Source organism: Cohnella sp. OV330 (assembly GCF_900112065.1).
In the GTDB taxonomy this organism is placed as follows: Bacteria; Bacillota; Bacilli; order Paenibacillales; family Paenibacillaceae; genus Cohnella.
Window position 1 is genome coordinate 361,944 of the sequence record NZ_FOKE01000004.1, and the last position, 25,455, is coordinate 387,398.

The 25,455-nt window shown below is 60.2% G+C and carries 28 protein-coding genes and 1 pseudogene; 9 read left to right on the forward strand and 20 right to left on the reverse strand.

Features of this window, described 5'->3' with window-relative positions:
- Positions 1 to 74 precede the first annotated feature (74 nt).
- From sigF to BM235_RS11675, 11 genes and pseudogenes are all read right to left on the reverse strand, one after another.
- A complete protein-coding gene (sigF, locus tag BM235_RS11630; RefSeq protein ID WP_090112963.1) occupies positions 75 to 833 on the reverse strand; it encodes an RNA polymerase sporulation sigma factor SigF in 759 nt (252 codons plus the stop codon).
- A gap of 22 nt (positions 834 to 855) precedes the next feature.
- A complete protein-coding gene (spoIIAB, locus tag BM235_RS11635) occupies positions 856 to 1,302 on the reverse strand; it encodes an anti-sigma F factor (RefSeq protein ID WP_090112965.1) in 447 nt (148 codons plus the stop codon).
- Complete coding sequence (spoIIAA, locus tag BM235_RS11640; RefSeq protein ID WP_090112966.1) at positions 1,299 to 1,652, reverse strand: anti-sigma F factor antagonist; 354 nt, start codon at positions 1,650 to 1,652, stop codon at positions 1,299 to 1,301. Before spoIIAA ends, spoIIAB begins: the two co-directional genes overlap by 4 nt.
- 165 nt (positions 1,653 to 1,817) lie before the next feature.
- On the reverse strand, positions 1,818 to 2,987 hold the full coding sequence (locus BM235_RS11645) for a D-alanyl-D-alanine carboxypeptidase family protein (protein WP_090113566.1): 1,170 nt from the start codon (positions 2,985 to 2,987) through the stop codon (positions 1,818 to 1,820).
- Positions 2,988 to 3,477: 490 nt separating this feature from the next.
- Positions 3,478 to 4,158 carry a hypothetical protein gene (locus BM235_RS11650; RefSeq protein ID WP_255374329.1) on the reverse strand — a complete coding sequence of 227 codons (681 nt, stop codon included), beginning with the start codon at positions 4,156 to 4,158 and terminating at the stop codon, positions 3,478 to 3,480.
- A 36-nt stretch (positions 4,159 to 4,194) separates the two neighbouring features.
- Positions 4,195 to 4,365, reverse strand: a pseudogene (locus BM235_RS32950) (transposase); the annotation flags it as partial.
- A 214-nt stretch (positions 4,366 to 4,579) separates the two neighbouring features.
- Positions 4,580 to 5,887 (reverse strand): pyrimidine-nucleoside phosphorylase, encoded by a 1,308-nt coding sequence (locus tag BM235_RS11655; protein ID WP_090112971.1) that lies wholly within the window; start codon positions 5,885 to 5,887, stop codon positions 4,580 to 4,582.
- 36 nt (positions 5,888 to 5,923) lie between these two features.
- Positions 5,924 to 6,748 carry a purine-nucleoside phosphorylase gene (locus BM235_RS11660; RefSeq protein ID WP_090112972.1) on the reverse strand — a complete coding sequence of 275 codons (825 nt, stop codon included), beginning with the start codon at positions 6,746 to 6,748 and terminating at the stop codon, positions 5,924 to 5,926.
- 33 nt (positions 6,749 to 6,781) lie between these two features.
- Positions 6,782 to 7,957, reverse strand: a complete 1,176-nt coding sequence (locus BM235_RS11665; RefSeq protein WP_090112975.1) for a phosphopentomutase — start codon at positions 7,955 to 7,957, stop codon at positions 6,782 to 6,784.
- 32 nt (positions 7,958 to 7,989) lie between these two features.
- Positions 7,990 to 8,910 (reverse strand): site-specific tyrosine recombinase XerD, encoded by a 921-nt coding sequence (gene xerD, locus BM235_RS11670; RefSeq protein WP_090112977.1) that lies wholly within the window; start codon positions 8,908 to 8,910, stop codon positions 7,990 to 7,992.
- A gap of 74 nt (positions 8,911 to 8,984) precedes the next feature.
- On the reverse strand, positions 8,985 to 9,218 hold the full coding sequence (locus BM235_RS11675) for a DUF4227 family protein (RefSeq protein WP_090112979.1): 234 nt from the start codon (positions 9,216 to 9,218) through the stop codon (positions 8,985 to 8,987).
- A 168-nt stretch (positions 9,219 to 9,386) separates the two neighbouring features.
- Between BM235_RS11675 and BM235_RS11680 the strand changes: the two genes are divergently transcribed.
- Positions 9,387 to 10,598, forward strand: coding sequence for a S8 family peptidase (locus BM235_RS11680; protein ID WP_090112981.1), 1,212 nt, complete (start codon positions 9,387 to 9,389; stop codon positions 10,596 to 10,598).
- 118 nt (positions 10,599 to 10,716) lie between these two features.
- Here the strand turns inward: BM235_RS11680 and BM235_RS11685 are convergent, their stop codons facing one another.
- Together BM235_RS11685 and BM235_RS11690 are read right to left on the reverse strand one after the other, a co-directional pair.
- Positions 10,717 to 11,181 carry a glutathione peroxidase gene (locus BM235_RS11685; RefSeq protein WP_090112983.1) on the reverse strand — a complete coding sequence of 155 codons (465 nt, stop codon included), beginning with the start codon at positions 11,179 to 11,181 and terminating at the stop codon, positions 10,717 to 10,719.
- A gap of 3 nt (positions 11,182 to 11,184) precedes the next feature.
- The gene (locus BM235_RS11690; protein ID WP_090112985.1) at positions 11,185 to 11,646 is read right to left on the reverse strand and encodes a MarR family winged helix-turn-helix transcriptional regulator; all 462 of its coding nucleotides are present in this window, start codon (positions 11,644 to 11,646) and stop codon (positions 11,185 to 11,187) included.
- Between the two features lie 181 nt (positions 11,647 to 11,827).
- Here BM235_RS11690 and BM235_RS11695 point away from each other — a divergent pair, with 181 nt between their 5' ends.
- On the forward strand, positions 11,828 to 12,304 hold the full coding sequence (locus BM235_RS11695; RefSeq protein ID WP_090112987.1) for a glutathione peroxidase: 477 nt from the start codon (positions 11,828 to 11,830) through the stop codon (positions 12,302 to 12,304).
- Between the two features lie 80 nt (positions 12,305 to 12,384).
- Here BM235_RS11695 and BM235_RS11700 read toward each other — a convergent pair whose 3' ends face one another.
- From BM235_RS11700 to BM235_RS11715, 4 genes are all read right to left on the reverse strand, one after another.
- Positions 12,385 to 12,873, reverse strand: coding sequence for a ferric iron uptake transcriptional regulator (locus tag BM235_RS11700; protein ID WP_090112989.1), 489 nt, complete (start codon positions 12,871 to 12,873; stop codon positions 12,385 to 12,387).
- A gap of 121 nt (positions 12,874 to 12,994) precedes the next feature.
- Positions 12,995 to 13,615, reverse strand: coding sequence for a stage II sporulation protein M (gene spoIIM / locus BM235_RS11705; RefSeq protein WP_090112991.1), 621 nt, complete (start codon positions 13,613 to 13,615; stop codon positions 12,995 to 12,997).
- Between the two features lie 65 nt (positions 13,616 to 13,680).
- Positions 13,681 to 14,865, reverse strand: coding sequence for an endonuclease Q family protein (locus tag BM235_RS11710; RefSeq protein WP_090113570.1), 1,185 nt, complete (start codon positions 14,863 to 14,865; stop codon positions 13,681 to 13,683).
- A 26-nt stretch (positions 14,866 to 14,891) separates the two neighbouring features.
- On the reverse strand, positions 14,892 to 15,476 hold the full coding sequence (locus tag BM235_RS11715) for an NUDIX domain-containing protein (protein WP_090112993.1): 585 nt from the start codon (positions 15,474 to 15,476) through the stop codon (positions 14,892 to 14,894).
- 133 nt (positions 15,477 to 15,609) lie between these two features.
- Between BM235_RS11715 and BM235_RS31650 the strand changes: the two genes are divergently transcribed.
- On the forward strand, positions 15,610 to 15,783 hold the full coding sequence (locus BM235_RS31650) for a Z-ring formation inhibitor MciZ (protein WP_143106671.1): 174 nt from the start codon (positions 15,610 to 15,612) through the stop codon (positions 15,781 to 15,783).
- Between the two features lie 31 nt (positions 15,784 to 15,814).
- Here BM235_RS31650 and BM235_RS11720 read toward each other — a convergent pair whose 3' ends face one another.
- On the reverse strand, positions 15,815 to 16,759 hold the full coding sequence (locus BM235_RS11720) for a helix-turn-helix transcriptional regulator (protein ID WP_090112995.1): 945 nt from the start codon (positions 16,757 to 16,759) through the stop codon (positions 15,815 to 15,817).
- Positions 16,760 to 16,869: 110 nt separating this feature from the next.
- On the opposite strand from BM235_RS11720, the gene BM235_RS11725 reads away from it, so the two are divergent.
- Positions 16,870 to 18,051 (forward strand): MFS transporter, encoded by a 1,182-nt coding sequence (locus BM235_RS11725; protein ID WP_090112997.1) that lies wholly within the window; start codon positions 16,870 to 16,872, stop codon positions 18,049 to 18,051.
- A 34-nt stretch (positions 18,052 to 18,085) separates the two neighbouring features.
- On the opposite strand, the gene BM235_RS11730 is transcribed toward BM235_RS11725, so the two are convergent.
- Both BM235_RS11730 and BM235_RS11735 read right to left on the reverse strand, forming a co-directional pair.
- Complete coding sequence (locus BM235_RS11730; protein WP_090112999.1) at positions 18,086 to 18,976, reverse strand: anti-sigma factor; 891 nt, start codon at positions 18,974 to 18,976, stop codon at positions 18,086 to 18,088.
- The gene (locus BM235_RS11735) at positions 18,969 to 19,571 is read right to left on the reverse strand and encodes an RNA polymerase sigma factor (protein WP_090113001.1); all 603 of its coding nucleotides are present in this window, start codon (positions 19,569 to 19,571) and stop codon (positions 18,969 to 18,971) included. Before BM235_RS11735 ends, BM235_RS11730 begins: the two co-directional genes overlap by 8 nt.
- Positions 19,572 to 19,780: 209 nt before the next feature.
- On the opposite strand from BM235_RS11735, the gene BM235_RS11740 reads away from it, so the two are divergent.
- The 5 genes from BM235_RS11740 to BM235_RS11760 all read left to right on the forward strand — a co-directional run bounded on the left by BM235_RS11740 (position 19,781) and on the right by BM235_RS11760 (position 25,447).
- Positions 19,781 to 20,941: a COG1470 family protein gene (locus tag BM235_RS11740; protein ID WP_090113003.1), complete on the forward strand. Its 1,161-nt coding sequence runs from the start codon at positions 19,781 to 19,783 to the stop codon at positions 20,939 to 20,941.
- A 3-nt stretch (positions 20,942 to 20,944) separates the two neighbouring features.
- Positions 20,945 to 21,940, forward strand: a complete 996-nt coding sequence (locus BM235_RS11745; protein WP_090113005.1) for an ABC transporter ATP-binding protein — start codon at positions 20,945 to 20,947, stop codon at positions 21,938 to 21,940.
- Positions 21,924 to 22,967: an ABC transporter permease gene (locus BM235_RS11750; RefSeq protein ID WP_255374330.1), complete on the forward strand. Its 1,044-nt coding sequence runs from the start codon at positions 21,924 to 21,926 to the stop codon at positions 22,965 to 22,967. The genes BM235_RS11745 and BM235_RS11750 overlap by 17 nt, the downstream gene beginning before the upstream one ends.
- 367 nt (positions 22,968 to 23,334) lie before the next feature.
- Entirely contained in the window at positions 23,335 to 23,859 is a 525-nt protein-coding gene (locus BM235_RS11755; RefSeq protein WP_090113006.1) for a PadR family transcriptional regulator, read from the forward strand.
- 37 nt (positions 23,860 to 23,896) lie between these two features.
- Entirely contained in the window at positions 23,897 to 25,447 is a 1,551-nt protein-coding gene (locus tag BM235_RS11760; RefSeq protein WP_090113007.1) for an MDR family MFS transporter, read from the forward strand.
- Positions 25,448 to 25,455 lie beyond the last annotated feature (8 nt).

Genomic DNA, 25,455 nt, shown 5'->3' on the forward strand with positions numbered 1-25,455 from the left:
AAAAAGACCGCGCGTCCCGTTAACGCGGGCGCACGGTCTTGGCTAACAAATTACCCGCGCTTTCAATCGCGCGATTATTGAGCGATTTGCTCCTTGATGCTTTGCAATATTTTTTTCTCCAGCCTGCTCACCTGCACTTGGGAGATACCCAGCCGGCCCGCGACCTCGGATTGCGTCTGATCCCGGAAATACCGCAAATACACGATCAATCGCTCCCTTTCCGACAAAGCCTGAATGGCCTGCGTCAGGGCGAGCTTGTCGAACCACTTCTCCTGCGCGTCGTCCGAGATCTGGTCCATAAGCGTGATGGGATCGCCGTCGTTCTCGAATACCGTCTCGTGAATCGAAGTAGGCGGCTTGTTGGCCTCCTGCGCGAACACGATTTCTTCGGGCGTAACGCCGAGACGTTCGGCGACCTCGCCGATGGTCGGTTGCCTCCCTAGTACCTTGGAGAGCTCGTCCTTCGTCTTTCGCACCTTGCCCGCCATTTCTTTGAGCGACCGACTGACCTTGAGCGTTCCGTCGTCTCTCAGGAATCTTTGAATCTCGCCGATGATCATGGGAACCGCATAAGTAGAAAATTTAACCTCGTAAGAGAGATCGAACTTGTCCACCGACTTCAGCAGCCCGATGCATCCGATCTGGAACAAATCGTCCGGATCGTAGCCGCGGCCGGCGAAGCGCTGCACGACGGACCAGACGAGTCTGATATTGCTCGACACCAACGTGTCGCGGGCCGAACTATCGCCCGATTGACTAAGCGCGATGAGCCTTTTGACCTCCGCATCTTCAAGATAACCCGGCGGCGAAGATCGTTTCCATTCGATATCCATGCCCCCAACCCCTGCCGCGGTATTAGTTGAACAATGCTTTTTTGGACTCGATGCGCTTCTTCATTTTGAGGCTTGTCCCTTGGCGCGGCGCGCTCGTCGCCTCGAATTCGTCCATGAAGTTTTCCATGATCGTGAAGCCCATGCCCGAGCGCTCCAGCTCCGGCCTCGAAGTGAACAACGGCTGACGCGCGATATCGAGGTCTTCGATGCCCCGGCCTTCGTCGCGGATCAAGATCGAGATCGTATCGCCCGCAATCTCTACTTCGAGATGAACGATGCCCGCAGGGTCGTTGTCATAGCCGTGAATAATGGAGTTGGTGACCGCCTCCGATACGACCGTCTTAATATCGTTGATCTGTTCCATCGTCGGATCGAGCTGCGACACGAAGGCCGCGACCGCGACCCGCGCGAAAGCTTCGTTTTCCGATCTTGCGGCAAAGGAAAGTTTCATATGGTTGTCGATGCTCATGATACGACCTCCAGACCGGCCAGCGCCGAGCGTTCATTGTCATAGAACGATAGAATCTTGAACAAGCCTGACAACTCGAACAGCCGTTTGACGTTGTCGTGCGCATCGCAAACGACCATGCGGCCGCCGCGTCCTTTCACGAGCTTGTAGCGTCCCAAAACGACGCCGAGTCCCGAGCTGTCCATGAATTGCAGGTCTCTCAGGCTGAGCACTACGTGGTCGCATCTCCCTCGCAGTATCGCATCCTCCATCTTGAAGCGAACGATATCCGCCGTGTGATGGTCCAATTCCCCTCTCAAGCGAACGATGAGCACGTTGCGCTGTTGCTCCAGTTCCACCTGCAAACTCATTACGATTCTCCTCTCATGCGCCTTCAAGTTTATGGTAGATGCATATCTTTCTACGAATCGCTTCCGCATTCCTGCTCTCCGACAAAACTAGAAGAAGCCTTCGAAAAGGCGACAAAATACGCAAAGCAGCGGAGACGATTATTCGTCCCGCCGCCTTGCATCCGTTCATTTTCCGCCCAAAAACAGCTTGCCCGTCGACCGCTTGAGCAGCGTCCAATACCCCGCCTTGTCCACATGCACCGGCGCTTCGATCGGGAACTCCGCGAGCACCTCGTTGCCCCGGTACACGATCAGCTTGCCGACCTGCTGACCGGCGGTGACCGGCGCCATGACCTTGTCCTGCAGCGCCAGCTCATGGCGGATATCCTTGCCGCCCTCGCCTTTGCGTACGAGCACGCTGTAGGAATGCTTCGCCGTCAGAGGCAGCTCGGCGGATTCGCCTTTTTCGATCTTTAGCTTGCCGATCGCATCGCCGGCCTTATAGATCTGTACGTTCGAATATTGCGAAAACGCGTAATCCAGCAGCTTCGAGACTTCCGCGTTGCGAGTCTTCGTGTTGGGCTCTCCCATCACGACGACGATCATGCGGAGATTGTCCCGCTTCGCGGTGGCGGACAAGCAGAACTTCGCTTCGCTTGTAAAACCGGTTTTCAGACCGTCCGCGCCTGGATAAAAGCGAACCAGCTTATTCGTGTTGACAAGCCAGAACGGCTTTTCCTTGTCTTTACGAAGGTAGTCTTGGTAAGCTCCTGTGTACTTGGTGATCTCCGGATGCTTCAACAGCTCTCTCGACATGACCGCGATATCGTGCGCGGACGATACATGGCCCGCCGCCGGAAGTCCGTTGCAATTCGCGAATCTGGTGTCTTTCATGCCGAGCTCTCCGGCACGCTTGTTCATCATCTTCACGAACTCTTCCTCGCTGCCTGCCAGCTTTTCGGCCAGCGCTACCGAAGCGTCGTTGCCGGAAGCCATCGCGACGCCCTTAAGCATGTCGTTCACCGTCATCTGCTCGCCCGGCTCAAGGAAAATTTGCGATCCGCCCATCGAAGCCGCATACTCGCTGGTCGACACCTGATCCGTCAGCTTGATCCGATCGTCGTCGATCGCTTCCATGACGAGCAGCATCGTCATAATCTTAGTGATGCTCGCCGGCGGCAATGCCGAATGGCTGTTCTTTTCGTAGACGACGGTACCGCTGTCCGCATCCATGAGCACGGCTGATCGAGCGTTCGCGGCTAGGTCCGTTTGCGGACCGCTGGATGGCGGAGCGGCGCTTTCCTTCGCCCAAGCCGATGCGGGGAGCAGCAGCGATGCCGCGATGCTAAGCGTCAGTGCCCGCCCCCAAGGACGTCTGTGAAATTTTCGTTGCTGGTGGCTCAAGAATGATGTCCCTCCTGCCGGCCGGCCGAGTCGCCGCCCTGGATTCGTCTTGAGACCTAGTGTGCCCGCAGCATCTGCATCATATTCCAAGTTGTGGGGCGTATCTTAAAATCGCCGAGAAAGGAATGGATATCGGAGCAAAAAATATGGCTGGAATTATATGGATAATTGCATCCATTTATCCCTTTTCAACACGCTTCCGGGCTTATCCCCTTCGCTCAACAATGATACGCAGCGACACGTTTTTCGAAGGTAATAAAGCTGTAGTTTTTGAGCGTAGTTGCTTAGATGTAATCAATGTTGGGAAGCAATCCTGTGAGTTAATTCTACCATTCGGCGTTAAAATGTTAGTCCTCAAAAACGAAAACCACGTTCATGAAGTAGCGAGCGTTATCGCGAACGAAAATCTTATTTTTCCATTCAAAATAAACTGCAAGCCGTTTTAAGCAGCCCGGCAGTCATTTATGTACCTGCGCTTTTCCTGCGTCAATTCACGGTAAGTTATGGACCGTATATAACTGCACAAGCGCAAGAGATGGCTCTGCATCTGCTTTCGGCTGCGAGAGAAGTTGAAAACGAATGATTGATGATTCAAATAGGCCTGCAGATGCTTGGGTCCAAGACCTTGAAGAGTATGGTCAAACCAATTTATGGCGTGCGTCAAGACGGCGGATAAGGGCCTCAGGCTTCTCATCCCGCGATAAGCGAAGGTCTTCACCGTTTTAAATTCGGCTTCAACATGATACTCGGAAAAAACGTCGTAAACGTATCGAGTCAACAATCGCGATTTGCCTGCCAAGCGAGGATCCATTTGAACCAGCTTCACGAATTGAACGTCCTCTCCGTCCATTTCAGCTCCGATCACGATGGGCTGGTCCGTCGGCTCCGTAATCAGACTTGAATAGCACCGCCATCCATATACGCCCCCTGTCACGGCAACGGAGCCTGCAAGTTTTATGTCATCAGCCTCCAAAGTCAATGCGTCTCTCAGCTTGTGCCCGATCAGCCAGGCGGTCTTGTACGTCACGCCAAGTATCTCGGCGAGATCGACCGATGTCGATTCGTCTCCGATCCATTGCATGGCCCTGAACCAGTAGCGCAACGGCGTACGCGTACCGTGCATGACTGTTCCTGCCGTAACCGACGTCTGATGCCGACAGGAGGAGCATACATACAAAGGATGTTTACGGGTCCGAATGACCGAGCAATGCAGGTAATGACAAACGGGACAGCGAAATCCGTTAGGCCAACGCGACTGTCGAAGCGCTTCGACGCATTGATCCTCCGTCCACGATTCCCAGGGCCCTTCCGGAAATACGTTCGTCACCATGTAATCACCTTTCGAAATAGGAACTTATGTTCTTATTTTATGATTAACATGCGTGCGCTGTCAACCCTTTCCAACCATTCTGCTGAGCGAACGGAATAAGCCTAGAAACGTGTCAGAAAGAGTAATTCGCCAATGGGGATCCTATTTTTTCCATCCAAATAAAGAATAAAGACCCTTCCTATTAGGGAGGGTCTATCGCGGAGCGCTTTGTTTATTATTGTACGATCCCGTGAAGCAGCGGTCTGTCCGGCCCCCGCTCTGCGCCAAGCCGGTAGGAGGCTCGTACGGCTTGGATAGCGCTAGCCGACCGCTCGTCGTCGGCTCGAACGTACAGCATGGCGAGCAAGTCGCCTTCGCGAACGAAGTCTCCTGGCTTGGCCGCTAGTTCGATGCCGACCGCGTAGTCGATCGCGTCGTCCTTGGTCGCGCGGCCTGCGCCGAGCGTCATGGCAGCAAGTCCGACAGCTTCGGCCTCGATGCCCAAAACGTAGCCTTCTTCAGCAGCCGGCACGGGCAGTCGAAGCGGCGCCTGAGGGAGTCTCGACAAATCCTCCGCGACGCCGGGATCGCCGCCCTGCGCCGCTACAAAAGCGGCGAACTTGCGCAGCGCTTCGCCGGAGGAAATAGCCGATTCAAGGCGACTTCGCGCGGAATCGGTGTCTTCCGCAACGCCGCCCAGCACGAGCATATGGCTGGCGAGCACGAGCGAAACCTCTCTCAGGTCATCGGGTCCTTCGCCACGCAGCACCTCGATCGCCTCGCGAACTTCGAGCGCATTGCCGATCGTTCGGCCGAGCGGTTGGTCCATGTCGCTGATGACCGCGACGGTGCGGCGTCCGACCTGGCTGCCGATGGCAACCATAGCCGAAGCGAGCTTGACGGCGTCTTCCGGCGTTTTCATGAACGCTCCGTCTCCCGTTTTGACGTCCAGCAAAATCGCATCCGCGCCGGCCGCGATCTTTTTGCTCATGACGGAGCTCGCGATGAGCGGGATGGACTCGACCGTGGCGGTCACGTCGCGAAGGGCGTACAGCTTCTTGTCGGCGGGCGCGATATTGCCGCTCTGTCCGATGACGGCGACGCCGATCTCGTCCACCTGCGCGAAGAAATCATCGCGGCCTAGCTCCGTTCGGAACCCCGGTATCGATTCGAGTTTGTCGATCGTACCGCCCGTATGGCCGAGCCCTCTGCCGCTCATCTTCGCGACCGGCACGCCGCAAGCCGCGACGAGCGGCGCGACGATGAGCGTCGTCTTGTCTCCGACGCCGCCCGTGCTATGCTTGTCCACTTTGACGCCTGAGATCGGCGACAGATCCACGGTATCCCCCGAGTTAGCCATCGCAAGGGTCAAGGCGGCCGTTTCCTTGTCGGACATGCCCATATAACAGACCGTCATGGCCCAGGCGGAAATTTGATAATCGGGTATCGTGCCGTCTACGAGGCCCGCGATCAAAAAGCCGATCTCGCTATCGGTCAGCTCGCCGCCGAACCGTTTTTTTCGTATGATGTCTACGGCTCTCATGGTCGCAGCGACCTCCTTCACTTGTTTGACTGTAGATTATAGCTTCGGTAGAAGAGCCAGAACCAGCTGGATAAACTGCTGTTTGACGCGTTCCGTCGTCTCCATGACTTCTTCGTGGGACAGCGGCTGATCGAGAATGCCGGCCGCCATGTTGCTGATGCAGGAAATGCCGATCACCTCGAGACCGGAATGCCGGGCTACCAGTACCTCGGATACGGTGGACATGCCGACGGCGTCGGCACCGATGACCCGCAGCATCCGGATCTCGGCCGGCGTCTCGTAGTTCGGTCCGAGGAGGCCTGCGTACACCCCTTCGCGCACCGGAATGCCGAGTTCGGCAGCCGTCTCCTTGGCGATCTGGCGCAATCTGCGCGTGTAAGCGTCGGACATGTCGGGAAAACGGACGCCGAGGGCGTTGTCGTTCGGACCGACGAGCGGATTGCGCCCCGTGAGGTTCAGATGGTCGGATATAATCATCAGGTTGCCCGGCTCGTATGCCATGTTAACCCCGCCGGCCGCATTCGTCACGAACAGCGTCTTGATGCCCAGCATCTTCATGACCCGAACGGGCAGCGCAGTGCGCTCGGGCTCATAACCCTCGTACATATGGAAGCGTCCGCGCATCAGCGCGACAGGACGTCCCTGCAACCTGCCGACGACGAGTTCTCCCGCGTGACCTTCGACCGTCGATACGGGGAAGTGCGGAATGTCCTCGTAGGGAATCGTAACCGCCTGCTCCATGTCGTCTCCGATGACGCCAAGGCCGGAGCCGAGAATGAGGCCGATCTCCGGGCGCAAATCCGTGCGTTCTGCGATATAGGCCGCAGCTTCTTCAATGATCTGGATGGTTGGATAGACCAATGGAATTCGCTCCTTTAAATTACCCCTAGATGATTAAATCAGCTTATCCAAAAAGCTGGTCCCGTGCGTCGTCTTCGAGACGCCGAAATTGTCGGCGATCGTCGCCGCAAGATCGGCATAGGTCGCGAGCGTCCCCAAGTCGCCGGGCCGTTGCAGCGAGGGACCGTACGCAAGGATCGGCACGTATTCGCGCGTATGATCGGTTCCCGGATGTACGGGATCGTTGCCGTGATCCGCGGTAATCACGATCAGATCGTCGGGTCCAAGCCGTTCGAGCAACGCGGGAAGAGCGGCGTCGAACGCTTCGAGCGCGCGGGCGTATCCGGCCACGTCGCGCCGATGCCCATAAAGGGAATCGAAATCCACGAGGTTCGTGAACAACAAGCCTTCGAACGAGCCTTCCAGCTGACGAATCGTGGAATCGACGCCATCCTGGTTGCTTTTCGTCGGAATCGCCTTCGTGATGCCTTCCCCGCAAAAAATATCGTTGATCTTGCCCACGGCGATCACGTCCTTGCCCGCCTTCTTGAGCGCATTCAGAACGGTCGGCTCCGGGGGCTTGACGGCATAATCATGCCGGTTCGGCGTGCGCTGGAAGCTGCCGGGCTTGCCGACGAAAGGCCTGGCGATGACACGGCCGACGGAATATTCGTCTTTGTTGGTCAGCCTCCGCGCTATGCGGCAAGCTTCGTACAGCTCTTCGAGCGGGATGACGTCTTCGTGTGCGGCGATCTGAAATACGCTGTCCGCCGACGTGTAGACGATCCACGACCCGCTCCGCATTTGCTCCGCGCCGAGCTCGTCCAAAATTTCCGTGCCCGAAGCCGGCTTGTTGCCGATGACGCTGCGTCCCGTTTCGGCCTCGAACGCCTCGATCAGCCCTCTCGGAAAGCCGTTCGGAAACGTCCGGAACGGTTTGTCTATCTTCAGTCCCATCAGTTCCCAATGCCCGGTCATCGTATCTTTGCCGACCGACACCTCCGCCATTTTGCCGAAATACGCCTTGGGGGCTTCGTCCGGCTGCCATTCGCCCAGTGGAGCGATGTTGCCGAGGCCCAGCCGCCTAAGATTAGGCAGCGACAGTCCGGTAGGCCCGGCCGCGATATGTCCCAAAGTATGGGCGCCCGCGTCTCCGTAATCGGCTGCGTCGGGAAGCTCGCCGATGCCGACGCTGTCGAGCACGATGACGGCTATTCTTTTAAACGGCATGCTTGTCGTCCTCCCTCGTCTCCGTTAATCGCTCACTCTTGCGCATCGTCCTGCCCGCCGCGATTGCGGGGATGAAAGCTGTCGTATACGTCTCTAAGCTTAGCCTTGCTGGAAGGCTGATACACCTGCGTCGCCGTGAGATCCGTATGCCCGAGCATCTCCTGAACCGAACGAAGATCGGCGCCGTTGTCGACGAGATGATAGGCGAAGGAATGTCTGAGCGTATGCGGAGTCACTTCGGTGCTGACGCCTGCCGATGCCGCGTGTTTCTTGATCAGTTTCCAGAAGCCCTGCCTGGTCATTCGGCTGCCCAGGTGGCTGACGAACAAGGCATGTTCTACCGCCCCGTCGCGCAGCAGCCTCGGTCTGGCTTCCTGCATGTATTTTATCATCCAATCGCGGCACATGGAACTGATCGGGATCATTCGTTCCCGACCGCCCGTTCCGCGGCAGGCCAATAGACGGAGATCGGTTCGCACGTCCTCTACGTTCAAATTCGTAAGCTCGGTAACGCGCATGCCCGTCGCATACAACGTTTCGAGCATCGCGCGGTCCCGTATGCCCGCCTCGTCGCTGAGGTCCGGCGCCTCCAGCAGACGTTCGACGTCCGATAAAGAGAGCGCCCGCGGGGATTTTCGCTCGGCTTTGGGCGCGGCGAGCCGCAACGAGGGATTGGCCGCCGTCAAGCCGGTCTCGAGCGCAAACTGAAAAAACGCCTTAAAGGAGACGATCCTGCGGGAGATCGTGGCATTCGTTCTCCCTTGCTCCTTCAGCCGGTGAATATACGCGGACAAATGATGAGGCTTGATATCCGCCGTAAGGACGATGTCATGATGCGCCTGCAGCTCGCGCGAGAGATCCTCAAGGTCGCGACGGTATCCGTCCAGCGAATTGGCTGCCAGATGCCGCGTCGCCTTCAGGTGAGACAGAAACGGATGGATGTCTTGGTTCATTGGGCGGTTATTCCTTCCTCGTTTGCCTATACCGCATAATTCCACGTCAGACGCCGCGATTCCTCCCTCGGCCGCTATTCGCCGAGCCAGTAAAACAGCCGGAGCCTGTCTGCTTGAGACGAAGGGGCCGCATTCGTGCCGTCGGCGCCGAACACCTTTTCGGCACGCCCCTCGGGCACTCTGTACGGATCGAGCGGCGACAACGCGGTTTGCAGCCAGCCGTACGCGTAATGGGCGGCCACGGTCAACGACAAAAACAGAAGCGTAAATTGCAGGCGATCCCACCATTTTCCGATCGATCGATCCATTTGCCTTCCTCCTTGTTATCGCTCGTCCCTTTCTACAATCACCGTATGTTCGCGCGAGGCCGATCATGCCCGGGCCAATGACCCGGACGCTGCACCATCAGCCCCCTCCGGCCGTACACTGCTCGCGTACGATAACGCCGGCGAAGCCGATCCGGGGGGCCAACTGTCATGAAGGAGACGATCCGCAAGCTTGCCCGGCAGATGAAAGCAGGGCGCAAGTCGCCTGGGCGAACGACGAGAAGCGTCATCGTGCTCAAGCACAAAAAGGGCTATGACGACTGTATAAGGCATCTAAAGGCGGCGGGAATTCGTCCCGTAAAAGCCGTACGGCGATGCCGTCTGATCGGATGCGAAGCGCCTCGCGGCGTCGATTGGAAGGCGTTAAAGCGTCATCCCAGCGTAGCCTATATCGAGAAGGACCGGCTCGTCAAGGCGCACGGCCGGGCGGTACGTTCAGGGCAGACCGGAGGCGCGCCCATAAAAGCCGAATGCCGAATCGATCCCGCCAAAATCCCTTGGAACATCGCCCGAATCGAGGCGCCCCCCGTTTGGAAGCGGACGAAGGGCCAGTGCGCGAAGCTCGCCGTCGTCGACACGGGCATCGGACCGAATCCCGACTTGACGGTCGCCGGAGGCGTCAATACGATCGACGGCGGATCGTTCAAGGACGACAACGGACACGGTACGCATGTCGCGGGCATCGCCGCGGCTACCGGGCGCAAGCGAATTTACGGCGCGGCCCCTAGGGTGAGGCTATACGCCGTCAAAGCGCTCGACCAATTCGGCGTCGGCTTCGTCTCCGATATCGCCGAAGGCATCGACTGGTGCGTCAAGAACCGCATGGACGTCATCAATATGAGCTTCGGCCTGGCGGGAGAAAGCCGCGTCCTCCGCGAAGCCGTCGCCCGCGCGAGGCGTAAAGGCATCCTGATGACGGCCTCAGCCGGCAACGACGGCCCGAACAATGCGCGCATCGACGCGCCGGCGAGATATCCCGGCGTGCTGGGCATCGCGGCCACGACGAAGGGCAACCGCGTCGCTTCGTTCTCGAGCCGCGGAAAAGGGATCGCGCTGGCCGCGCCCGGCGTAAACATCCTGTCCACCGCTCCCGGTCGCGGCTACGTGCGCATGAGCGGCACGTCCATGTCCTCGCCCCATGCCGCCGGCGGAGCCGCCCTGCTCCGCTCGCTGGCGCCAGCCAAGCACGCAGCGTGCATCGCGCGCAAGCTCGTCGCCGCCGCCAAGCCGCTGCCGGGCGGCCGCAGAGCGGTCGGCGCCGGCCTGCTGCAGGTGGCGCCCGCCGCCGCGGCGCTCCGTTCGAAGCAGGCCCGCCGCGCTCGCGCGGGTGGCGGCGTGCGCGCCAAGCGCATCCGGCCTTAACAGCCTTAACTGATAAGGGCAAGCCGCATAAGCTGCGCCAACAGGCTTCTTATTAGACGCCAAAAATCCCCGCGCCTTCTTAGCGGCGAGGGGATTTTGGCGTGTTACTCAGACTTGTTTAAAGCAGCGACTCGATGTCCGCAGCCATCGACTCCGGCGTTTCCTTCGGTTCGACGCGCTTAGCGACGCGGCCTTCGCGGTCGATGACGAACTTCGTGAAGTTCCAAGCGATATCCGCTCCGCCCGTCTCGCTCTTCAAGTATTTGAACAACGGCAGCGCATTGTCGCCGTTAACGTCGGACTTGGCGAACAGCGGGAACGTCACGCCGTAATTCAGCTTGCAAAAGCTCTCGACTTCCGCCTCCGTGGCGGGCTCCTGCTCCGCGAATTGATTGCAAGGAAAGCCTAGTACGACAAGGCCTTGGTCGCCGTATTTCTCGTAGAGCGCCTGCAGGCCTTCGTATTGGGGCGTCAGGCCGCATTTGCTGGCGGTGTTGGCAATGACGAGCACCTTGCCTTGATATTCGGACAAATCGACTTGCTCGCCCCGGATGGAAGGCGCTTTGAATTCGTATACGGACATGGTTTATTCCCCTCTCTGATCGGCGGCTCCGACCGGCTGCAGCGCGGTCATCAGCTCGCCCATTTGGCTGCGTATTTTCAATAACATCTCGACGTTCACGCCCGACTGGCAAAACACCTTTTCCGGCACCTCCAGCGCTTTTTCCTTCAGCGCCTTCCCCGCTGACGATAAACGGATCAACAGCTGGCGCTCGTCGCCCGCGTCCCGCGCGCGGGTGAGCAGGCCTTGCGCCTCAAGCTTCTTAAGCAACGGCGTCAACGTGCCTGAATCGAGATACAAGCGCTCGCCAAGCTCCTTCACGCTGACGGCGTCCCGCTCCCACAGTGCGAGCATCGCGATATATTGCGTATAGGTCAAGCCCAGCTCCTTGAGAACGGGCTGGTACAGCCTCGTGATCTCTTTGGCGCAGGCGTAGACGGCAAAGCAAGTTTGATTTTCCAGCTTCAACGCTTCTTCGAAAGACATGGAACCTCCTCTCCTCTCTGCGATGGCATGTCTATAGCAAGACCACAGCATGCACAATTAAATTGTCTGCAATCGAATCAAATCCAATATTATATTTCCCGCGGTCCGGTGTCAATCGCTTGACTTTTTATTTTAATTGCATACAATTTAATTTGACGAGATTAAACAAGGAGGAGTTCCCATGTCGCTCTACGATATTGAAGTCTCCGATGCCCGAGGCGCCGTACATCCGCTGTCCGAATACAAAGGTCAAGTGCTGCTGATCGTGAACACGGCGACCAAGTGCGGCTTCGCGCCCCAGTTCAAAGGCCTCCAGAAGCTGTACGACAAATATAAAGACGAGGGCTTTGCCGTACTTGGGTTCCCTAGCAATCAATTCGCGAACCAAGAACCGCTTGAGGGCGAGGCGATCGCCGAAGCGTGCGAGCTGAACCACGGCGTGAACTTCCCGCTATACGCCAAGATCGACGTTAAGGGCAAGGACGCGCACCCGCTGTTCAAGCATCTGACCCGCGAAGCGCCGGGATTGCTCGGAACAAGGAAAATCAAATGGAACTTCACGAAATTCCTCATCGGACGCGACGGTAAAGTCATTAAGCGCTACGCCCCGACGGATACGCCCGAAAAAATCGAGGGCAGAATCCGCGACCTGCTTTAATCATACCCATAAATGCGCTAAGCCCCGGCATATACCATGCCGGGGCTTAGCGCTTGCTATTTCATTTTAACCGATATTCGTCAGATGCCGGAGGCCGCCGCTTCTTCGGCGCTCTTCGCCGCGGCGTCGTTCTTCGCCTGGCACTTGGCGCAAATGCCTTGAAAATCGAGGCGGTGGTCAAGCACATTGAAGCCGTATTCGCGCTCCAGCCGCTCTTCGAGCGGCGTCAGCCAATCCTCCATGATCTCGGTCATCGTCCCGCACTGCACGCAGATCAAATGATGATGATGGTGCTTGTTCGAATCGGTGCGAAGATCGTAGCGCGCGACGCCGTCCCCGAAGTTCATTTTTTCGACGATATGCATCTCGCTGAGCAGTTCAAGCGTACGGTATACCGTGGCGAGACCGATCTCCGGCGCCTTGTCCTTCACGAGCATAAAGACGTCTTCGGCGCTCAGGTGGTCCTCTTCGTTCTCCAAAAGTACCCGGACCGTCGCCTCCCGCTGCGGGGTCAGCTTGTAGCCCTGCGACTGCAGCTGCTGCTTCACTTTGTCAATACGGGCTTCCATGTCCTTCCCCCTCCGCCCCAAAACACACTTGATTTCATTATAGGGGGAGCCTATTCTGGAAGTCAAACACGCTTCGCCGGCAAGCGCCGCCATCCTGCAAAATCCGCGGAGGCAGCAGCTTTCACAGCCAGTCGGGCAGGCTGGATATAATGTGGGGAACGACGAACGCTTCCCACATCGCGGCGATGCCGAGCACGAGGAAAAGCGCGGCGGACGTGCCCGTATGCGAAGCCAAAGGCGGCAGCAGCCGGCCTCTGCCGAGAAAGAGCCGCTCGCGTCCGACATAGTAGGCAAAACGGATCGCCGACACGCTCGCGATCGCCAGCGCGGGAATCACGACCAGATTCTGCGGCGCGACGACGGCAAGCGACACGGCTACGCCCTTCCAGGCCAGATGCCGCACGGTCAATCCGACCGCGAACCCGATCAGCACCCCTTTTAAAAAATCCAATGCCAGCACGAAAGGGCTGCCGACGACGGAAATGCCGAGAAACCAGATCAGTCCCAGCCATTTCAAGTGGAAAAAGAGACGATCTCGAAAGACGTCTATCGGCGCCTCGGCGCCGGCGGACGTCCCGCCCAGATACGCGCCGAGCTCGTCCGACAGGCTCTGCTGCTGTTCGAGCGACAGCGCGTTTACGACGAGCGCCCCGAATACCGCCCCGACGGCGATCAGCACGCCGACGAACAAATACAGATTGAGCTTGCCGCCAAGCGGCCTGTCCATCGCGCCGCGTATCATCGGTCGCTCGCCTCCCGCCGCATAGGCTTGTTCCAACGCCTATACGTATGCCGCTCGCGCCGCCGTTATTCGCGAACTTCCGGTTTCGCGACCGCTTTTTCGCCGATACGGCCGTAAGTCCCTCCGCTCCCTGCCGTCAGTGTCAGCCGACCGGCGCGCGCGTCCAGGATCGCGCCAGCGATTCGCTCGCCGGCCACGGCCGCGATGCGCCCTCGATCGAGCCGGTGCAGGATGTCCATCTCCGTGCCGGCTTCCCGCAGCAGCCGCTCTCTCATCTTAGGCCCTACGCCCGGGAAAAAGCCAAGCGGTACTTGGTGCCTGTACGGCGGCCTGCCGGCGGGCCGGATAGGCGTCTCCCGGTCCGCAAGCCGGGCGATCCGCGCGTCGACGCCGGTCACGAGACGCGGACTGCCGCAGGAAGGGCAGACGTCGTCGGATGCGCCGGCCGGCAGCGGCGAGCGGCAGGAAGGACAATAGCTGGCATGATACTTGCCCAGCTTCGGGTGCAGACCAAGATTCGCGGTCACCCGCCTGCCGTCTTGTCCCCGGAGCGCTGCGGCGAACTCGGCGAAGGAGGGCTCGCCGATCAGCAGCTCGTTGCATTCGCGACCGATCATTCCCGTCGAATGCGCATCCGAATTCGTCAGCACCGGGTAACGGTCCAGCTGAGACAGCTTGCCCGCCATCTCGCTGTCCGCGCTGAGGCCGAGCTCGATCGCCGCGATGCCGTCCGGATCGAGCCGATCGGACAGACGATCCGCCGAACAGCCGAGCAGTCCGCGATGCGGCGTGAAGACGTGGGCGGGCACGAGCAAGCCGCCCCGATCGAGCAGCTCCCGCTGGAGCTCGCGACCGGTCGCGCGGATGCGCTGCGAGCTTAACGTCACGTTTTTCATCCGCGGCGACATCCAGTCCGTCCATTCCTTCATGGCGGCGAGCGACGGCAAATATGCGAGCAAGTGATAAGGCCCGCCGCCCCAGCCCGGCTCGCGGACTTCGATCTCCGCGCCGGGCAGGATCACAGTGTCCCGGTAGCGAATGCCGCCGTCCGCCACCTCCGCCATCTCGCCCGCATCCAGCAGTCGGTCGATATCGGCCTGCACCGCGGGAGAATGGCAATCGATTACGCCGAGCAGCGCGATCCCCTTGCGCTCCGACGCTTCCTCCGCGATCGCCTGGAAGGTAAGGCCGCGGCTCGCGCTGATTTTCACCGGACGGCCGTCCCCGCTGCTGCCGATATGCACGTGCATGTCTGCGAAGCACGGACGCAGCCCGCTCACGCCCCGAATTCCCCGGTCTGCCGCCAATGGCGCCAGACGAGGACGCCGATCAGCGTTTTGGCGTCGCAGATGCGGCCGTTCGCGATATATTCGTCCGCTTGCTCGGGCGTCAGCGACTCGCCGTTCAAAAACTCGTCCTCGTCCGGGTTCAGCTCGCCCGCTTCCAGGTCGTCGGTGAAATACAAATGGATCAGCTCGTCGGCGAAGCCCGGCGACGTCGCGAACGTCCGCACGAACCGAATGCTTCGCGCCCGGTAGCCCGTCTCCTCCTCCAGCTCGCGAATCGCCGCTTTTTCAGGCTGCTCCCCGGCATCCAGCTTGCCGGCCGGAATCTCCACCTGCATGCGCTCGAGCGGCTTGCGGAATTGATCGACGACCAGCAGCTTGCCTTCGTGCACCGCGATGACGGCGACGGCCCCCGGGTGCTTCACGATCTCCCGCGTCGCCGTGCCTCCTCCCGGCAGCCGGACGGTATCCACCTGCAAGGAAATGATTTTTCCTTCGAATCGTTTGTCCGTCGACACGGTTTCTTCGTAGAAAGGATGCTTGTCGCCACCCGCATGTGACTGCTCGACGCTCATTGTTGTTGCCCCCTGCACTTAAATTTGTTGTCATCTGCCGGTTCGCCGGCGCATAGATCAACCATATAGGCTTGTCCGGCCGAATGCAAGATCGCTAGACCGGCCGGCGGCGCTTGCCGAGGGGGGCAATATCATGCTGAAGCGATACGCGGAGCCGGACCGGATCCGGTGGACAGGAAAAGCCTGGGAGATTAAAAGCGCGCTGCGCGTCCTCGAACGTCAAAAAGGCGGGAACGCCCGCCTCAAGGATGTGCTGCCTGAAATGACGCTCCATGCGTCTCGTCTCGAAGGCATGAGAAAGCGCTAATGGAGCGAGGCGTCATTCATCTGACGTACTGTTACTTGTATCGCTCGAGCAGGTCCGACAGCTTGGAACGGATCGCTTCCCGAAGCGCCTCCGGTTCTTGGACGCTCGCCCCCATGCCCAGGCCCAGAAAGAAGTCGGCATAGAAAGGAAGATCGCTCGCGGGCACGTCCCGATCGATGGTCCCGCTGCCATCCTCCCGCACGTCCAGCATCGGCGCGAGCCACAGTTCGGCTTCGCAGCGCTGCACGCCCGCCCGGCTGAGCTCGGCTCGAAGCCTGACGGGATCGATCGGCTCGGCCGCTTCGCGCCGGCTGAGCGCTACCTCGCCAAGGTCGCGCGGCGGCGTGCCCGCCGGGTCCGGTACGGCCTCGCGAATCCGGTCGCAGCGGAAGACGCGGAAGCCCGAACGAAGAAAACAGTAGGCCGTACAATACCAAAGTCCGTTGTTCGCGTAAATGCAGACAGGTTGAATCCGCCTGTCGTGCTCCCCTTCCTCCGCGGATACATAGACGATCGACAGCACCTGCTGCCGAACGGCCGCATCGAGCAGCGCGGCCAGGCATGGCGCGTCGCCGCGACGCGCGGGCGTCACGAAATCGACCCGATGCTTCATGCCGTCGATCCGGTCCCTGACGTCGCCTGGCATATGGAGGTAAAACTTGTTCAGCGCCGACGCCGATTCGGTTTCGAAAGGAAGCGAAGCATAGTGGCGCAGCGCATGCACCGCGAAAAACATCGACACCGCCTCTTCTTCGGTAAAGGCGATCGGCGGCAGCACGCGTTCCCTGACGACCTGATAGCCGCCGTGGGGACCTACCTCCGAATAGAGCGGCACCCCGAGCTCGCTCAGCTCCTGCAGATCCCTTAGAATCGTGCGCTTCGATACGCCGAATTCGTCGGCCAGCTCCTGCACCTTGAACCGCCGTTTGCGATTGACGGTCATCATCAGCTCCATCAGCCGCTTGGATTTGGGCATCGGACGATCCTCCTTGTAATAAAAAGCTTGCCGGGTTCATGACAATTGTTGTCACCATTATGTCTTATGATGGGAACCGCAAGCAACCTTTCGGCGGGAGTGATTCATCGATGTTCAAATACGCTTTGCTTTTTTTCCTCGTCATGTTCATGATCGGAACGGATACGTTCCTCATCTCGCCGCTGCTCCCCGAGCTGCAGGCCGCATTCGGCGTCCGGACCGAGTTGGCCGGCTGGATGCTCGGCGCCTATACGCTTGGCTCCGCCGCGTTCGCCCTGATCGCAGGGCCGCTGTCGGACGGCTGGAACCGGCGAATCGTTCTGCTGTGCGGCCTGATTGCCTTCTCCGCGTCGACGTTCCTCTGCGGATTCGCCGACAGCTTCTGGACGATGTGCTTGTTCCGGCTGGCTGCCGGCATCAGCGCCGCGTTCACGGCTCCCCAAGTTTGGGCCTCCATCCCCTCCGTCATGCCCGCGTCCAAAATCGCCAAGACGATGGGCGTCGCCTATGCCGGACTTGCTGCGTCTCAAGCGTTCGGCGTGCCGATCGGCAGCCGGCTCGCGTCCGCCGGATGGCCGGTGCCGTTCTGGACGATCGGCGCGGCGTCGCTTGCGCTTGCCGCTTTCGCTTTCTGGCAGCTGCCGGACATCAAGCCTGCGGCGGCAGTCGGACGCATCGCGATATTCAGCCGCTATCGGCCGTTGATTCGCAGCGCCAAAGCTCGCGGCGGCTTTACCGCCTATCTCCTTCTGCACCTCGGCGGAGGCACCGCGTTCGCTTTTGCCGGCAAGTGGATGTCCGACCGCTTCGGACTGACCGTCGGACAGATCGGCATCGCCATGCTTTTCCTCGGGCTGGGCAATATGCTCGGCTCCACGGTCAGCGCGGCTGCGTCCCGCCGCTTCGGCGCGGCTGGCACCGTGTACGCCGGCATGCCGTTGCTGATCGCGTTGTATGCGCTGCTGCCCCGGCTTCCGCATCTGTCCTTGGCGACGGTTTGCTACGTGATCATTTTCGCCGTGCTCGGAATCCTCTTCCCGATCGTCATGGGCGCGCTCACGTCGCTCGACGCATCGCTCCGCGGCACGATCTCGAGTCTCGCCAACGCGACCATGAACGGCGCGAATACGGTCGGGGCTTGGGTCGCCGGCCTGCTCTACGTTCAGCTCGGCGGGTATATGCCGATCGGGTTTTTCGCATCGGTTAGTCTCGCGCTCTCTCTTGCCGCATTCGCGGCGAGCGGCGTCTTCGTCCGCCGTCAGGAGCGGGCGGACAGCCGCGGGCAAGCTTGACGCCCCGCGCCTGCCCTCCTGCGTCGCAAAAGTCTCATTCCGGCATTTCGCGAAGCGGAATCGACACGGTCTCGGGCTCGGTCGGCGTCAGGCTGCCGCCTTTGGGCTCGATCGTGAGCAGCACGGATTCCCATTCCTCGGGGCGTATGTTCGCGGCATACAGATGCGCGCGGCTGTCATGGAAGCTCAGCAATCCAAGATTAGCGCTCGTTGCCCCGGACCTGGCCCATGCTTGGACGTCAGTGCGGGCAGAAGGCAAAAGCCCCTCCATCAGCAAAAAGAGTTCGTGCGTGCGCGCGTTCACCCATAACGTCTCTTTCGCTCCGGCCGGCAGTCCGACCTTCATCCCGGCGAGCCCGCTCTCTCCGGATTTGTAAACGACCGTATCCGGTTCGCCGAGAACCGAAACGCCTTCCGGCTCATGCAAACGCGCATAGCCGGCGGGGCTTAATACGTTTCCTGCTTCCTGCGCGTCCTCTCGCGCAAACGGGTGGAGCAGCAGAAGCGCGACCGCGACAGTCGCGCCGAGTCCGCAGGCCGCGGCGAATGCCGGTCTCCGCGCTGCCGCAAGCAGCGCGCGCGTCGCGCGTCTGGCATACGCGTATATGCCGGCACGCAGCAACAAGCTGCGTCGCCGACCCGCCGACAACGCCAACGCTTCGCCTGGCCGCGCGGCGAAATCCGCCGACGCGGCCTTCCGCCTCGGCGCAGCCCGATCGGCAGGCCGATACGCATCGCGCCCGGCAGGCAGATTCGAAGGGCCGCGCTCGCCGCCCAGCAGGGCAGCCCACTGCGCGTATACGTCGCCGCAATCGCGGCATCCGTCCCCGTGCGCCAAGAGCGCTTGCGCGTCCCGCGCGTTTAGCCTGCCGCTCAGCAGATCGACCCAGCGTTCCTCAGGAACGCCGCACGAACGTTCATTCATGCCCGCCGCCTCCTTCCCCGGCGCCCCAGCCCATGCGGTCGAGCGCCTTGCGCAAGTGACCCAAGCCGTAGCGCACGCGGGATTTGACCGTGCCTAGCGGGACATGCCAAGCATCGGCCAGCTCTTTGTGGCTGCGCGGCGTGAAGTACGCGGCCGCCAGCGCCTCGCGCTGCACGCCCGGCAGCTGGCCGAGCGCGCTGCGCACCGCTTCGCGCTCCATGCGCGCCAGCACCGCCGTCTCCGGCTGCGCGCTCGCCGCGCTCGCGGCGGACGCGTCCTCGGCCTCGCCGCGGAGCACCGTCCGGCTGCGCTTGCGGATCCGGTCGAGGCATCTGCTTTTTACCTGCACGGCGAGCCATGCTTGCGCCGAACCGCGAGAAGCGTCGTATCGGCCCGGACTTCGAATGACGCCAAGAAGCACGTCATGAACGGCGTCCTCCGCCTCCATCCGGTCTCCGAGCAGGTGGCAAGCCAGCGGCAGGAGATGGGGCACGGCCTGCTCGTACAGCTTTTCGAAAGCCCGCGGATCGCCTTCCTCCATTTTTTTCAGCCATTCGGCCATCTCCAGGACAGCCTCCGCCGAAGTCCCGTTCATGTCGCTCGTTCCCCTCCGTCGACAGTCGTTTTTACTATATTCATAGCAGATCGAGGCTGGTCAGCGTAATGCGAAAACGCGATTTTTATCTGATTTTAAGCTTGTTTTAAGCGATTTTTTATGTAAAAAATCGGCCCAAAATTAAATCCGTGATGTTCCTTCCCGCGTACTCCAGGTGAAAAAAAGATTGCCGGGAGGTCTTGAAAATCATGTTCAAACCAAGATTGGGAAAATGGGCTAGCTTCGCGACGACACTGCTGATGGCGCTCGGCGTGCTCGGGATCTCCGCGCCCGTATCGGCCGCAGGAACCGCCAAGCTGTACACGCCTTATGTCAGCCTGTCGGCCGCGCCGGGCGAATCGATCACGTACGACGTCGACCTGATCAACGACGGCGACGGCATTCAGACCGCGGCGCTGAGCTACACGGCGCCGTCCAAGGACTGGAAGACCGATCTGACCGCAGGCGGTCATCCGATCTCCGAGGTCGCGGTCAAGCCGCACGAGTCGCAGACGGCATCGTTAAGCGTGCTCGTGCCGTTCGAAGTCGCGAAGGGCAGCTACGCGCTCCAGCTGAACGCAGGCGCATTCGGCAGCCTGACGCTCAAGATCAACGTGACCGAGCAGGGCACCTACAAGACGGAGCTTAGCGCCGAGCAGCCGAACATGGAAGGCCACAGCGATTCCACCTTCACTTATAACTTGACGCTTGCGAACCGGACCGCCAGCAAGCAGCAGTACGCCTTGACCGCCGAGCCGCCGGCCGGATGGGACGCGCGGTTCAGCTCCGGGGGCAATAACGTGACGGCCGTCGACATCGAGCCGAACGCGACCTCGTCGATCACGCTGACGCTGACGCCATCCGAAAAAGCAGAGGCGAATACGTACAAAATCCCCGTCCATGCGGCCAACAGCAGCACCTCCGCCGACGTCACGATGGAGGCGGTCATCACGGGCACCTACGGCATCGACCTGACGACAAGCAACCAGGTGCTCAGCGCAAACGTAACGGCCGGCGGGAAGCGGACGCTGGAGCTTGCCGTCAAAAACACGGGCACAGCCGAGCTGACGAACGTCAGCCTTACCAACACCGCGCCGACCGATTGGGAAGTCACGTTCGAGCCGAAGACGATTCCGTCGATCAAAGCGGGCGAATCGGTGCCCGTCACGGCCACCATTCACAGCTCGGACAAATCGCTGTCCGGCGATTATGTCGTCGGGCTGACTGCGCAGGCAGCCGAAAAATCGGCCGACGCCGCCATCCGCGTAACCGTCAAAACCTCGGTGCTGTGGGGCTGGATCGGCGTGCTCATCATCCTCGTCGTGCTGGCCGGCGTCTATTGGCTGTTCCGTAAATACGGGAGGCGTTAAGCCATGGAGGAAACCGTAATCGAACTTAGCCGCCTGACCAAGCGTTACGGTGAATTCACCGCCGTATCCGAGTTGGACCTGTCCATTCGCAGAGGAGAAATATTCGGCCTGCTCGGGCCGAACGGCGCAGGCAAAACGACGACCATTCTCATGATGCTCGGGCTCGCCGAGCCCACGAGCGGGCATGCCAGCGTGTGCGGCATCGACGCCACGCGCAATCCGATCGAGGTGAAGCGCAGAGTCGGATACATGCCGGACGACATCGGCTTCTATGAGGACCGGACCGGGCTCGACAACCTGATGTATACGGCCATGTTGAACCGGGTGCCCGAAGCCGAAGCCAGGCAGCGGGCGATCGAGCTGCTCGACAAAGTAGGGCTTGGCTCCGCGGCCGGCAAAAAAACGGGCGCCTACTCTAGGGGCATGCGGCAGCGCCTCGGCCTCGCCGACGTGCTGATCAAGCGGCCCGAAGTCGTCATCCTCGACGAGCCGACGCTCGGGATCGATCCCGAGGGCGTACGCGAGCTGCTCGCGCTCATACGGGAGCTCAGCCGCGACGAGGGGCTCACCGTGCTGCTGTCTTCGCACCATCTGCACCAAGTGCAACAAATTTGCGACCGCGTCGGCCTGTTCGTCGGCGGCCGGCTCATCGCCTCCGGCGACCTTGCCGCCTTGTCGCAGCTGCTGGACGGCAGCTCGCCCTATGCCGTCGAGCTGGACGTCGGCGGCTGGTCCGAAACGCTCGGTTCCGCGCTGCGCGGGCTAGCGCGTGTGACCGCCGTCGACCTGCAGGAGACGGATGCCCTCAGCGCCGCGGACCGGTCGGACGGCGTGGTCACCGTCCGCGTAACCGGCACGGACGACATCGCCGCCGAGCTGGCCGCGGCCGTCGTCGGCAGCGGCGCCTCTCTCCTCGGCTTGCGCCCGCTGCGCTACGGGCTAGACGAGATTTATCACCGTTACTTTGAAGGAGGGAATCCCGTTGGCCAACTTCATTGAAAAGCTAAGGCCCGCGCTCGCCGGAACAGGAGAGCGGCGTCTAGCGGCGTCCGCGCTCCGCGGCCCCTCCCCCTTCTGGGTCATGGTCCGCAAGGAATTCGGCGATCATATCCGCAGCTGGCGGTTCGTCATCCTGCTCGCCATCGTCGTCCTGGCATGCGCCGGCTCGCTGTACGCGTCCGTCTCCGCGCTAAAGGACGGACAATCGGCGAGCGCCGCGTCAGGCGAAGGCAGCTCCAGCTTTCTGTTTCTGAAAATGTTCACCGAAACGGACGGCTCGCTGCCCGGCTTCCTGACGTTCCTGTCCTTTCTGGCGCCGCTGATCGGCATCGCGCTCGGCTTCGACTCCGTCAACACGGAGCGCAACAAGGGCACGCTCAGCAGACTGCTGTCCCAGCCCTTGTACAGGGACGACTTTCTGAACGCCAAGTTCGTCGCCGGCCTCTTGCTCATCGCGGTCGTCATCTTCTCCCTCGGCTTCCTCGTCATGGGCATGGGCTTGTTCACGATCGGCTACCCGCCGACGCCCGAGGAGTTTTGGCGCGTCGTCGTCATGCTGCTGATCACGGTCGTCTACGTCGGCTTGTGGCTGAACCTCTCGCTGCTGTTTTCGGTCCGCTTCCGCCAGGCGGCGACCTCGGCGCTTTGCGGCATCGCGCTGTGGATCTTCTTCCTCGTCTTCTATGGCATGATCGTGAGTCTCGTCGGCAATGCGACTTCGCCTGCAGAGACGGCCGCCGCCAGTGTCGTCATCAGACATCAAGACTGGATGATGCTGCTCTCGCGGCTGTCGCCCGCCTATTTGTTCCAGGAAGCCGCCTCGACGCTGATGCTGCCGGATACGAGGACCCTTAATCCTTTTATCACCCAGGATCAAGCGTACCTGGCCATTAATGCGCCGCTCTCGTTCGGCCAAAGTCTCCTGCTCGTATGGCCGCAGGTAGTAGCAATCGTGGCGGAGACGACCGTATCGTTCGCCGCCGCTTACGTCGCTTTTATGCGCCAAGAGATCAGGTCGCGCTCCTAGGCGGGCCCCCGTTTCGCGAATATATGCCTCTGCGAGGACCGGAGGGGGGCTTATCCCCTTCGCTCATCTACTCCCTCAAGCACCGGATGGGGCTAATCCCCTTCGCTCATCTACTCCCTCAAGCACCGGATGGGGCTAATCCCTTCGCTCATCTACTCCCTCAAGCACCGGAGAGGGCTTATCCACTTCGCTCATCACCTTTCACCCCTGCCAAGTGAGCGAACGGGATAAGCCCCATCCGGTGCGCAAATACCGGGCCGAATTGCTACCCAGCGATTCGGTCCTCTTTTATATATATTGACATGATATATATCAGATCGATATAATAGCTCTACACTCAGGCATGAAGGAAAGGAAGATCCGCCCCATGAACAGTCAAGACGTCATTTTAGGCTTGCTGCACCGAGGCCCTCTATCCGGCTACGAGATCAAGCAGAAGCTCGAGATGCCGCTCTCGTTTTTTTTCGACGCCAGCTTCGGGACGATCTATCCGACGCTCGCGAAGATGGAAGCGATGGGCTACATCGTGAAGGAAAGCGTCGTGCAGGAAGGTCGCCCGAATAAAAACGTATACTCGCTGACCGCGGAGGGCAAGACGCAATTCGAGCATTATTTGCATTCCCCCGTCGAGAAGGACAGCTATCGCTCCGACTTCCTCGTTCGGATGTTTTTCGGCGAATATTCGGACGAGGAGACGCTCGCCGACTGGATCCGCGACGAGATCCGCAAAGCGGAGTCGGCGGCCGCGCACCTGGACCAGATGAAGTCGGATTGGGCCGAAGGTATGCCGGCGTCGAAGACGCTGTGCCTGGCTATCGGCATCGAGCTGAACGCATCCAAGGGCCATACGCTGCGCGAGGCGCTCAAGCGACTTACGGGTTCGGAAGCCTAATGCCGAATTCCGATTGAAGAGAGGAGAATATTTACCGATGTCGACCGTATCCAAAAAAACGGGATTGATCGTGTTATCCATGGCGCTCGGCCTGCTGATGGCTTCGCTGGACAACACGATCGTGTCCGCCAGCATGAACAAAGTGATCGAGAACATCGGCGGATTCGAAAAAGTATCTTGGGTGTTCACCGCCTACATGCTCGCTTCTACCAGCACGATGCTCATTTTCGGCAAGCTGTCCGACATGTTCGGACGCAAACGATTTTATTTGATCGGCATCGGCTTTTTCCTCCTCGGCTCCGCGCTGTGCGGGATGGCGCAGTCGATCGACCAACTGATCTGGTTCCGCGTCATCCAAGGCATAGGCTCCGGCTCTGTGTTCCCCATCTCCTTCTCCATCATCTTCACGCTGTTCGCGGACCCGAAGCAGGCCGCGAAGCTGTCCGGCGTGATGGGCGCCGTATTCGGCCTATCCTCCGTGGCGGGTCCTCAGCTCGGCACGTTGATCTCCGAGCACATGAGTTGGCGCTGGTGCTTCTACGTGAACGTGCCGATCGGCATCGCTTCGATGCTCGTGCTCGTTTTCTCGCTTCGCGAATCGAAGGCGGATAAAAAACCGCGTATCGACTATTGGGGCGCCTTTCTGCTTGTCGCCGCCACCGTCTCCACGCTCATGGCGCTCGAACTCGGCGGCAAAGATTATGCCTGGGCCTCCTGGCAGATCCTTGGTTTGTTCGCGCTTGGCGCGATCGCCGGCGCATCGTTCCTCGCCGTGGAGCTGAAGGCGGAAGAGCCCGTGCTTCCTTTGTCCATTTTTAAAAACCGGCTCGTGCTCGGCGTCAGCCTGCTCTGCTTCTGCCAAGGCGTCATCATGTTTTCGGCCATTGCCTATCTTCCGCTATATGCGACGGCCGTTCTCGGAAAATCCAACTCGAACGGCATCTTGACGCCGATGATGGCTTCATTGATCGCCGGAGCGATCGTATCGGGATTTTTCGTCGCACGCTTTCGTTTCCGTACCGTGTTGTTCGCCAACATGGCGCTCGGCGTCGTTGCCGCCATTCTGCTTATGAACCTTTCTCCCGACATGGCTTATTGGCAGGTCATCGCCATCATGATCTTGCTCGGCCTCGGCGTCATCGGTCCGCTCATGAGCCTCGGCCAGACTGCGGTCGCCATGTCCGTTCATCCGCGCTATATCGGCATCTCCTCCTCGGTCGTCGGCTTTTGGCGCAACATCGGCGGCGTGATCGGCGCATCCGTCATGGCCGTGCTCGTCAATGCGAGCCTCAAGGACAGCTCGCGCGAAGCGATCGCCAAGTTCAGCATCCCTTCGGATCAAACCGGTACGCTGGCGAATCCGGAGACGGTCATCAAAGGCGCATCCAAACTGCCTGCGGACCTGCTCGCCTTCATGCGCGGCGAGATCGGCGGCGCGATCTCGCACGGCTTCGTCTTGTCTCTCGTCGTCATGATCGCAGGCGCGATCGTCGCGCTCTCGGTGGGCAATGCGCGGTACCGGAAGCAGGCCGACGCGATGCAGGCGCCGGATCCGGAAACTTCTACGCGTGCTACGATTGTCGGATAAGCGGCCAA

Coding starts and splice junctions, on each gene's coding strand:
- sigF (WP_090112963.1), bottom strand. CDS start 833: ATGGATATCGAATGGAAACGATCTTCGCCGCCGGGTTATCTTGAAGAT.
- spoIIAB (WP_090112965.1), bottom strand. CDS start 1,302: ATGAGCATCGACAACCATATGAAACTTTCCTTTGCCGCAAGATCGGAA.
- spoIIAA (WP_090112966.1), bottom strand. CDS start 1,652: ATGAGTTTGCAGGTGGAACTGGAGCAACAGCGCAACGTGCTCATCGTT.
- BM235_RS11650 (WP_255374329.1), bottom strand. CDS start 4,158: ATGCACGGTACGCGTACGCCGTTGCGCTACTGGTTCAGGGCCATGCAA.
- BM235_RS11655 (WP_090112971.1), bottom strand. CDS start 5,887: ATGAGAGCCGTAGACATCATACGAAAAAAACGGTTCGGCGGCGAGCTG.
- BM235_RS11665 (WP_090112975.1), bottom strand. CDS start 7,957: ATGCCGTTTAAAAGAATAGCCGTCATCGTGCTCGACAGCGTCGGCATC.
- xerD (WP_090112977.1), bottom strand. CDS start 8,910: ATGAACCAAGACATCCATCCGTTTCTGTCTCACCTGAAGGCGACGCGG.
- BM235_RS11675 (WP_090112979.1), bottom strand. CDS start 9,218: ATGGATCGATCGATCGGAAAATGGTGGGATCGCCTGCAATTTACGCTT.
- BM235_RS11680 (WP_090112981.1), top strand. CDS start 9,387: ATGAAGGAGACGATCCGCAAGCTTGCCCGGCAGATGAAAGCAGGGCGC.
- BM235_RS11685 (WP_090112983.1), bottom strand. CDS start 11,181: ATGTCCGTATACGAATTCAAAGCGCCTTCCATCCGGGGCGAGCAAGTC.
- BM235_RS11690 (WP_090112985.1), bottom strand. CDS start 11,646: ATGTCTTTCGAAGAAGCGTTGAAGCTGGAAAATCAAACTTGCTTTGCC.
- BM235_RS11695 (WP_090112987.1), top strand. CDS start 11,828: ATGTCGCTCTACGATATTGAAGTCTCCGATGCCCGAGGCGCCGTACAT.
- BM235_RS11700 (WP_090112989.1), bottom strand. CDS start 12,873: ATGGAAGCCCGTATTGACAAAGTGAAGCAGCAGCTGCAGTCGCAGGGC.
- spoIIM (WP_090112991.1), bottom strand. CDS start 13,615: ATGATACGCGGCGCGATGGACAGGCCGCTTGGCGGCAAGCTCAATCTG.
- BM235_RS11710 (WP_090113570.1), bottom strand. CDS start 14,865: ATGCACGTGCATATCGGCAGCAGCGGGGACGGCCGTCCGGTGAAAATC.
- BM235_RS11715 (WP_090112993.1), bottom strand. CDS start 15,476: ATGAGCGTCGAGCAGTCACATGCGGGTGGCGACAAGCATCCTTTCTAC.
- BM235_RS31650 (WP_143106671.1), top strand. CDS start 15,610: ATGCTGAAGCGATACGCGGAGCCGGACCGGATCCGGTGGACAGGAAAA.
- BM235_RS11720 (WP_090112995.1), bottom strand. CDS start 16,759: ATGCCCAAATCCAAGCGGCTGATGGAGCTGATGATGACCGTCAATCGC.
- BM235_RS11725 (WP_090112997.1), top strand. CDS start 16,870: ATGTTCAAATACGCTTTGCTTTTTTTCCTCGTCATGTTCATGATCGGA.
- BM235_RS11730 (WP_090112999.1), bottom strand. CDS start 18,976: ATGAATGAACGTTCGTGCGGCGTTCCTGAGGAACGCTGGGTCGATCTG.
- BM235_RS11735 (WP_090113001.1), bottom strand. CDS start 19,571: ATGAACGGGACTTCGGCGGAGGCTGTCCTGGAGATGGCCGAATGGCTG.
- BM235_RS11740 (WP_090113003.1), top strand. CDS start 19,781: ATGTTCAAACCAAGATTGGGAAAATGGGCTAGCTTCGCGACGACACTG.
- BM235_RS11745 (WP_090113005.1), top strand. CDS start 20,945: ATGGAGGAAACCGTAATCGAACTTAGCCGCCTGACCAAGCGTTACGGT.
- BM235_RS11755 (WP_090113006.1), top strand. CDS start 23,335: ATGAACAGTCAAGACGTCATTTTAGGCTTGCTGCACCGAGGCCCTCTA.
- BM235_RS11760 (WP_090113007.1), top strand. CDS start 23,897: ATGTCGACCGTATCCAAAAAAACGGGATTGATCGTGTTATCCATGGCG.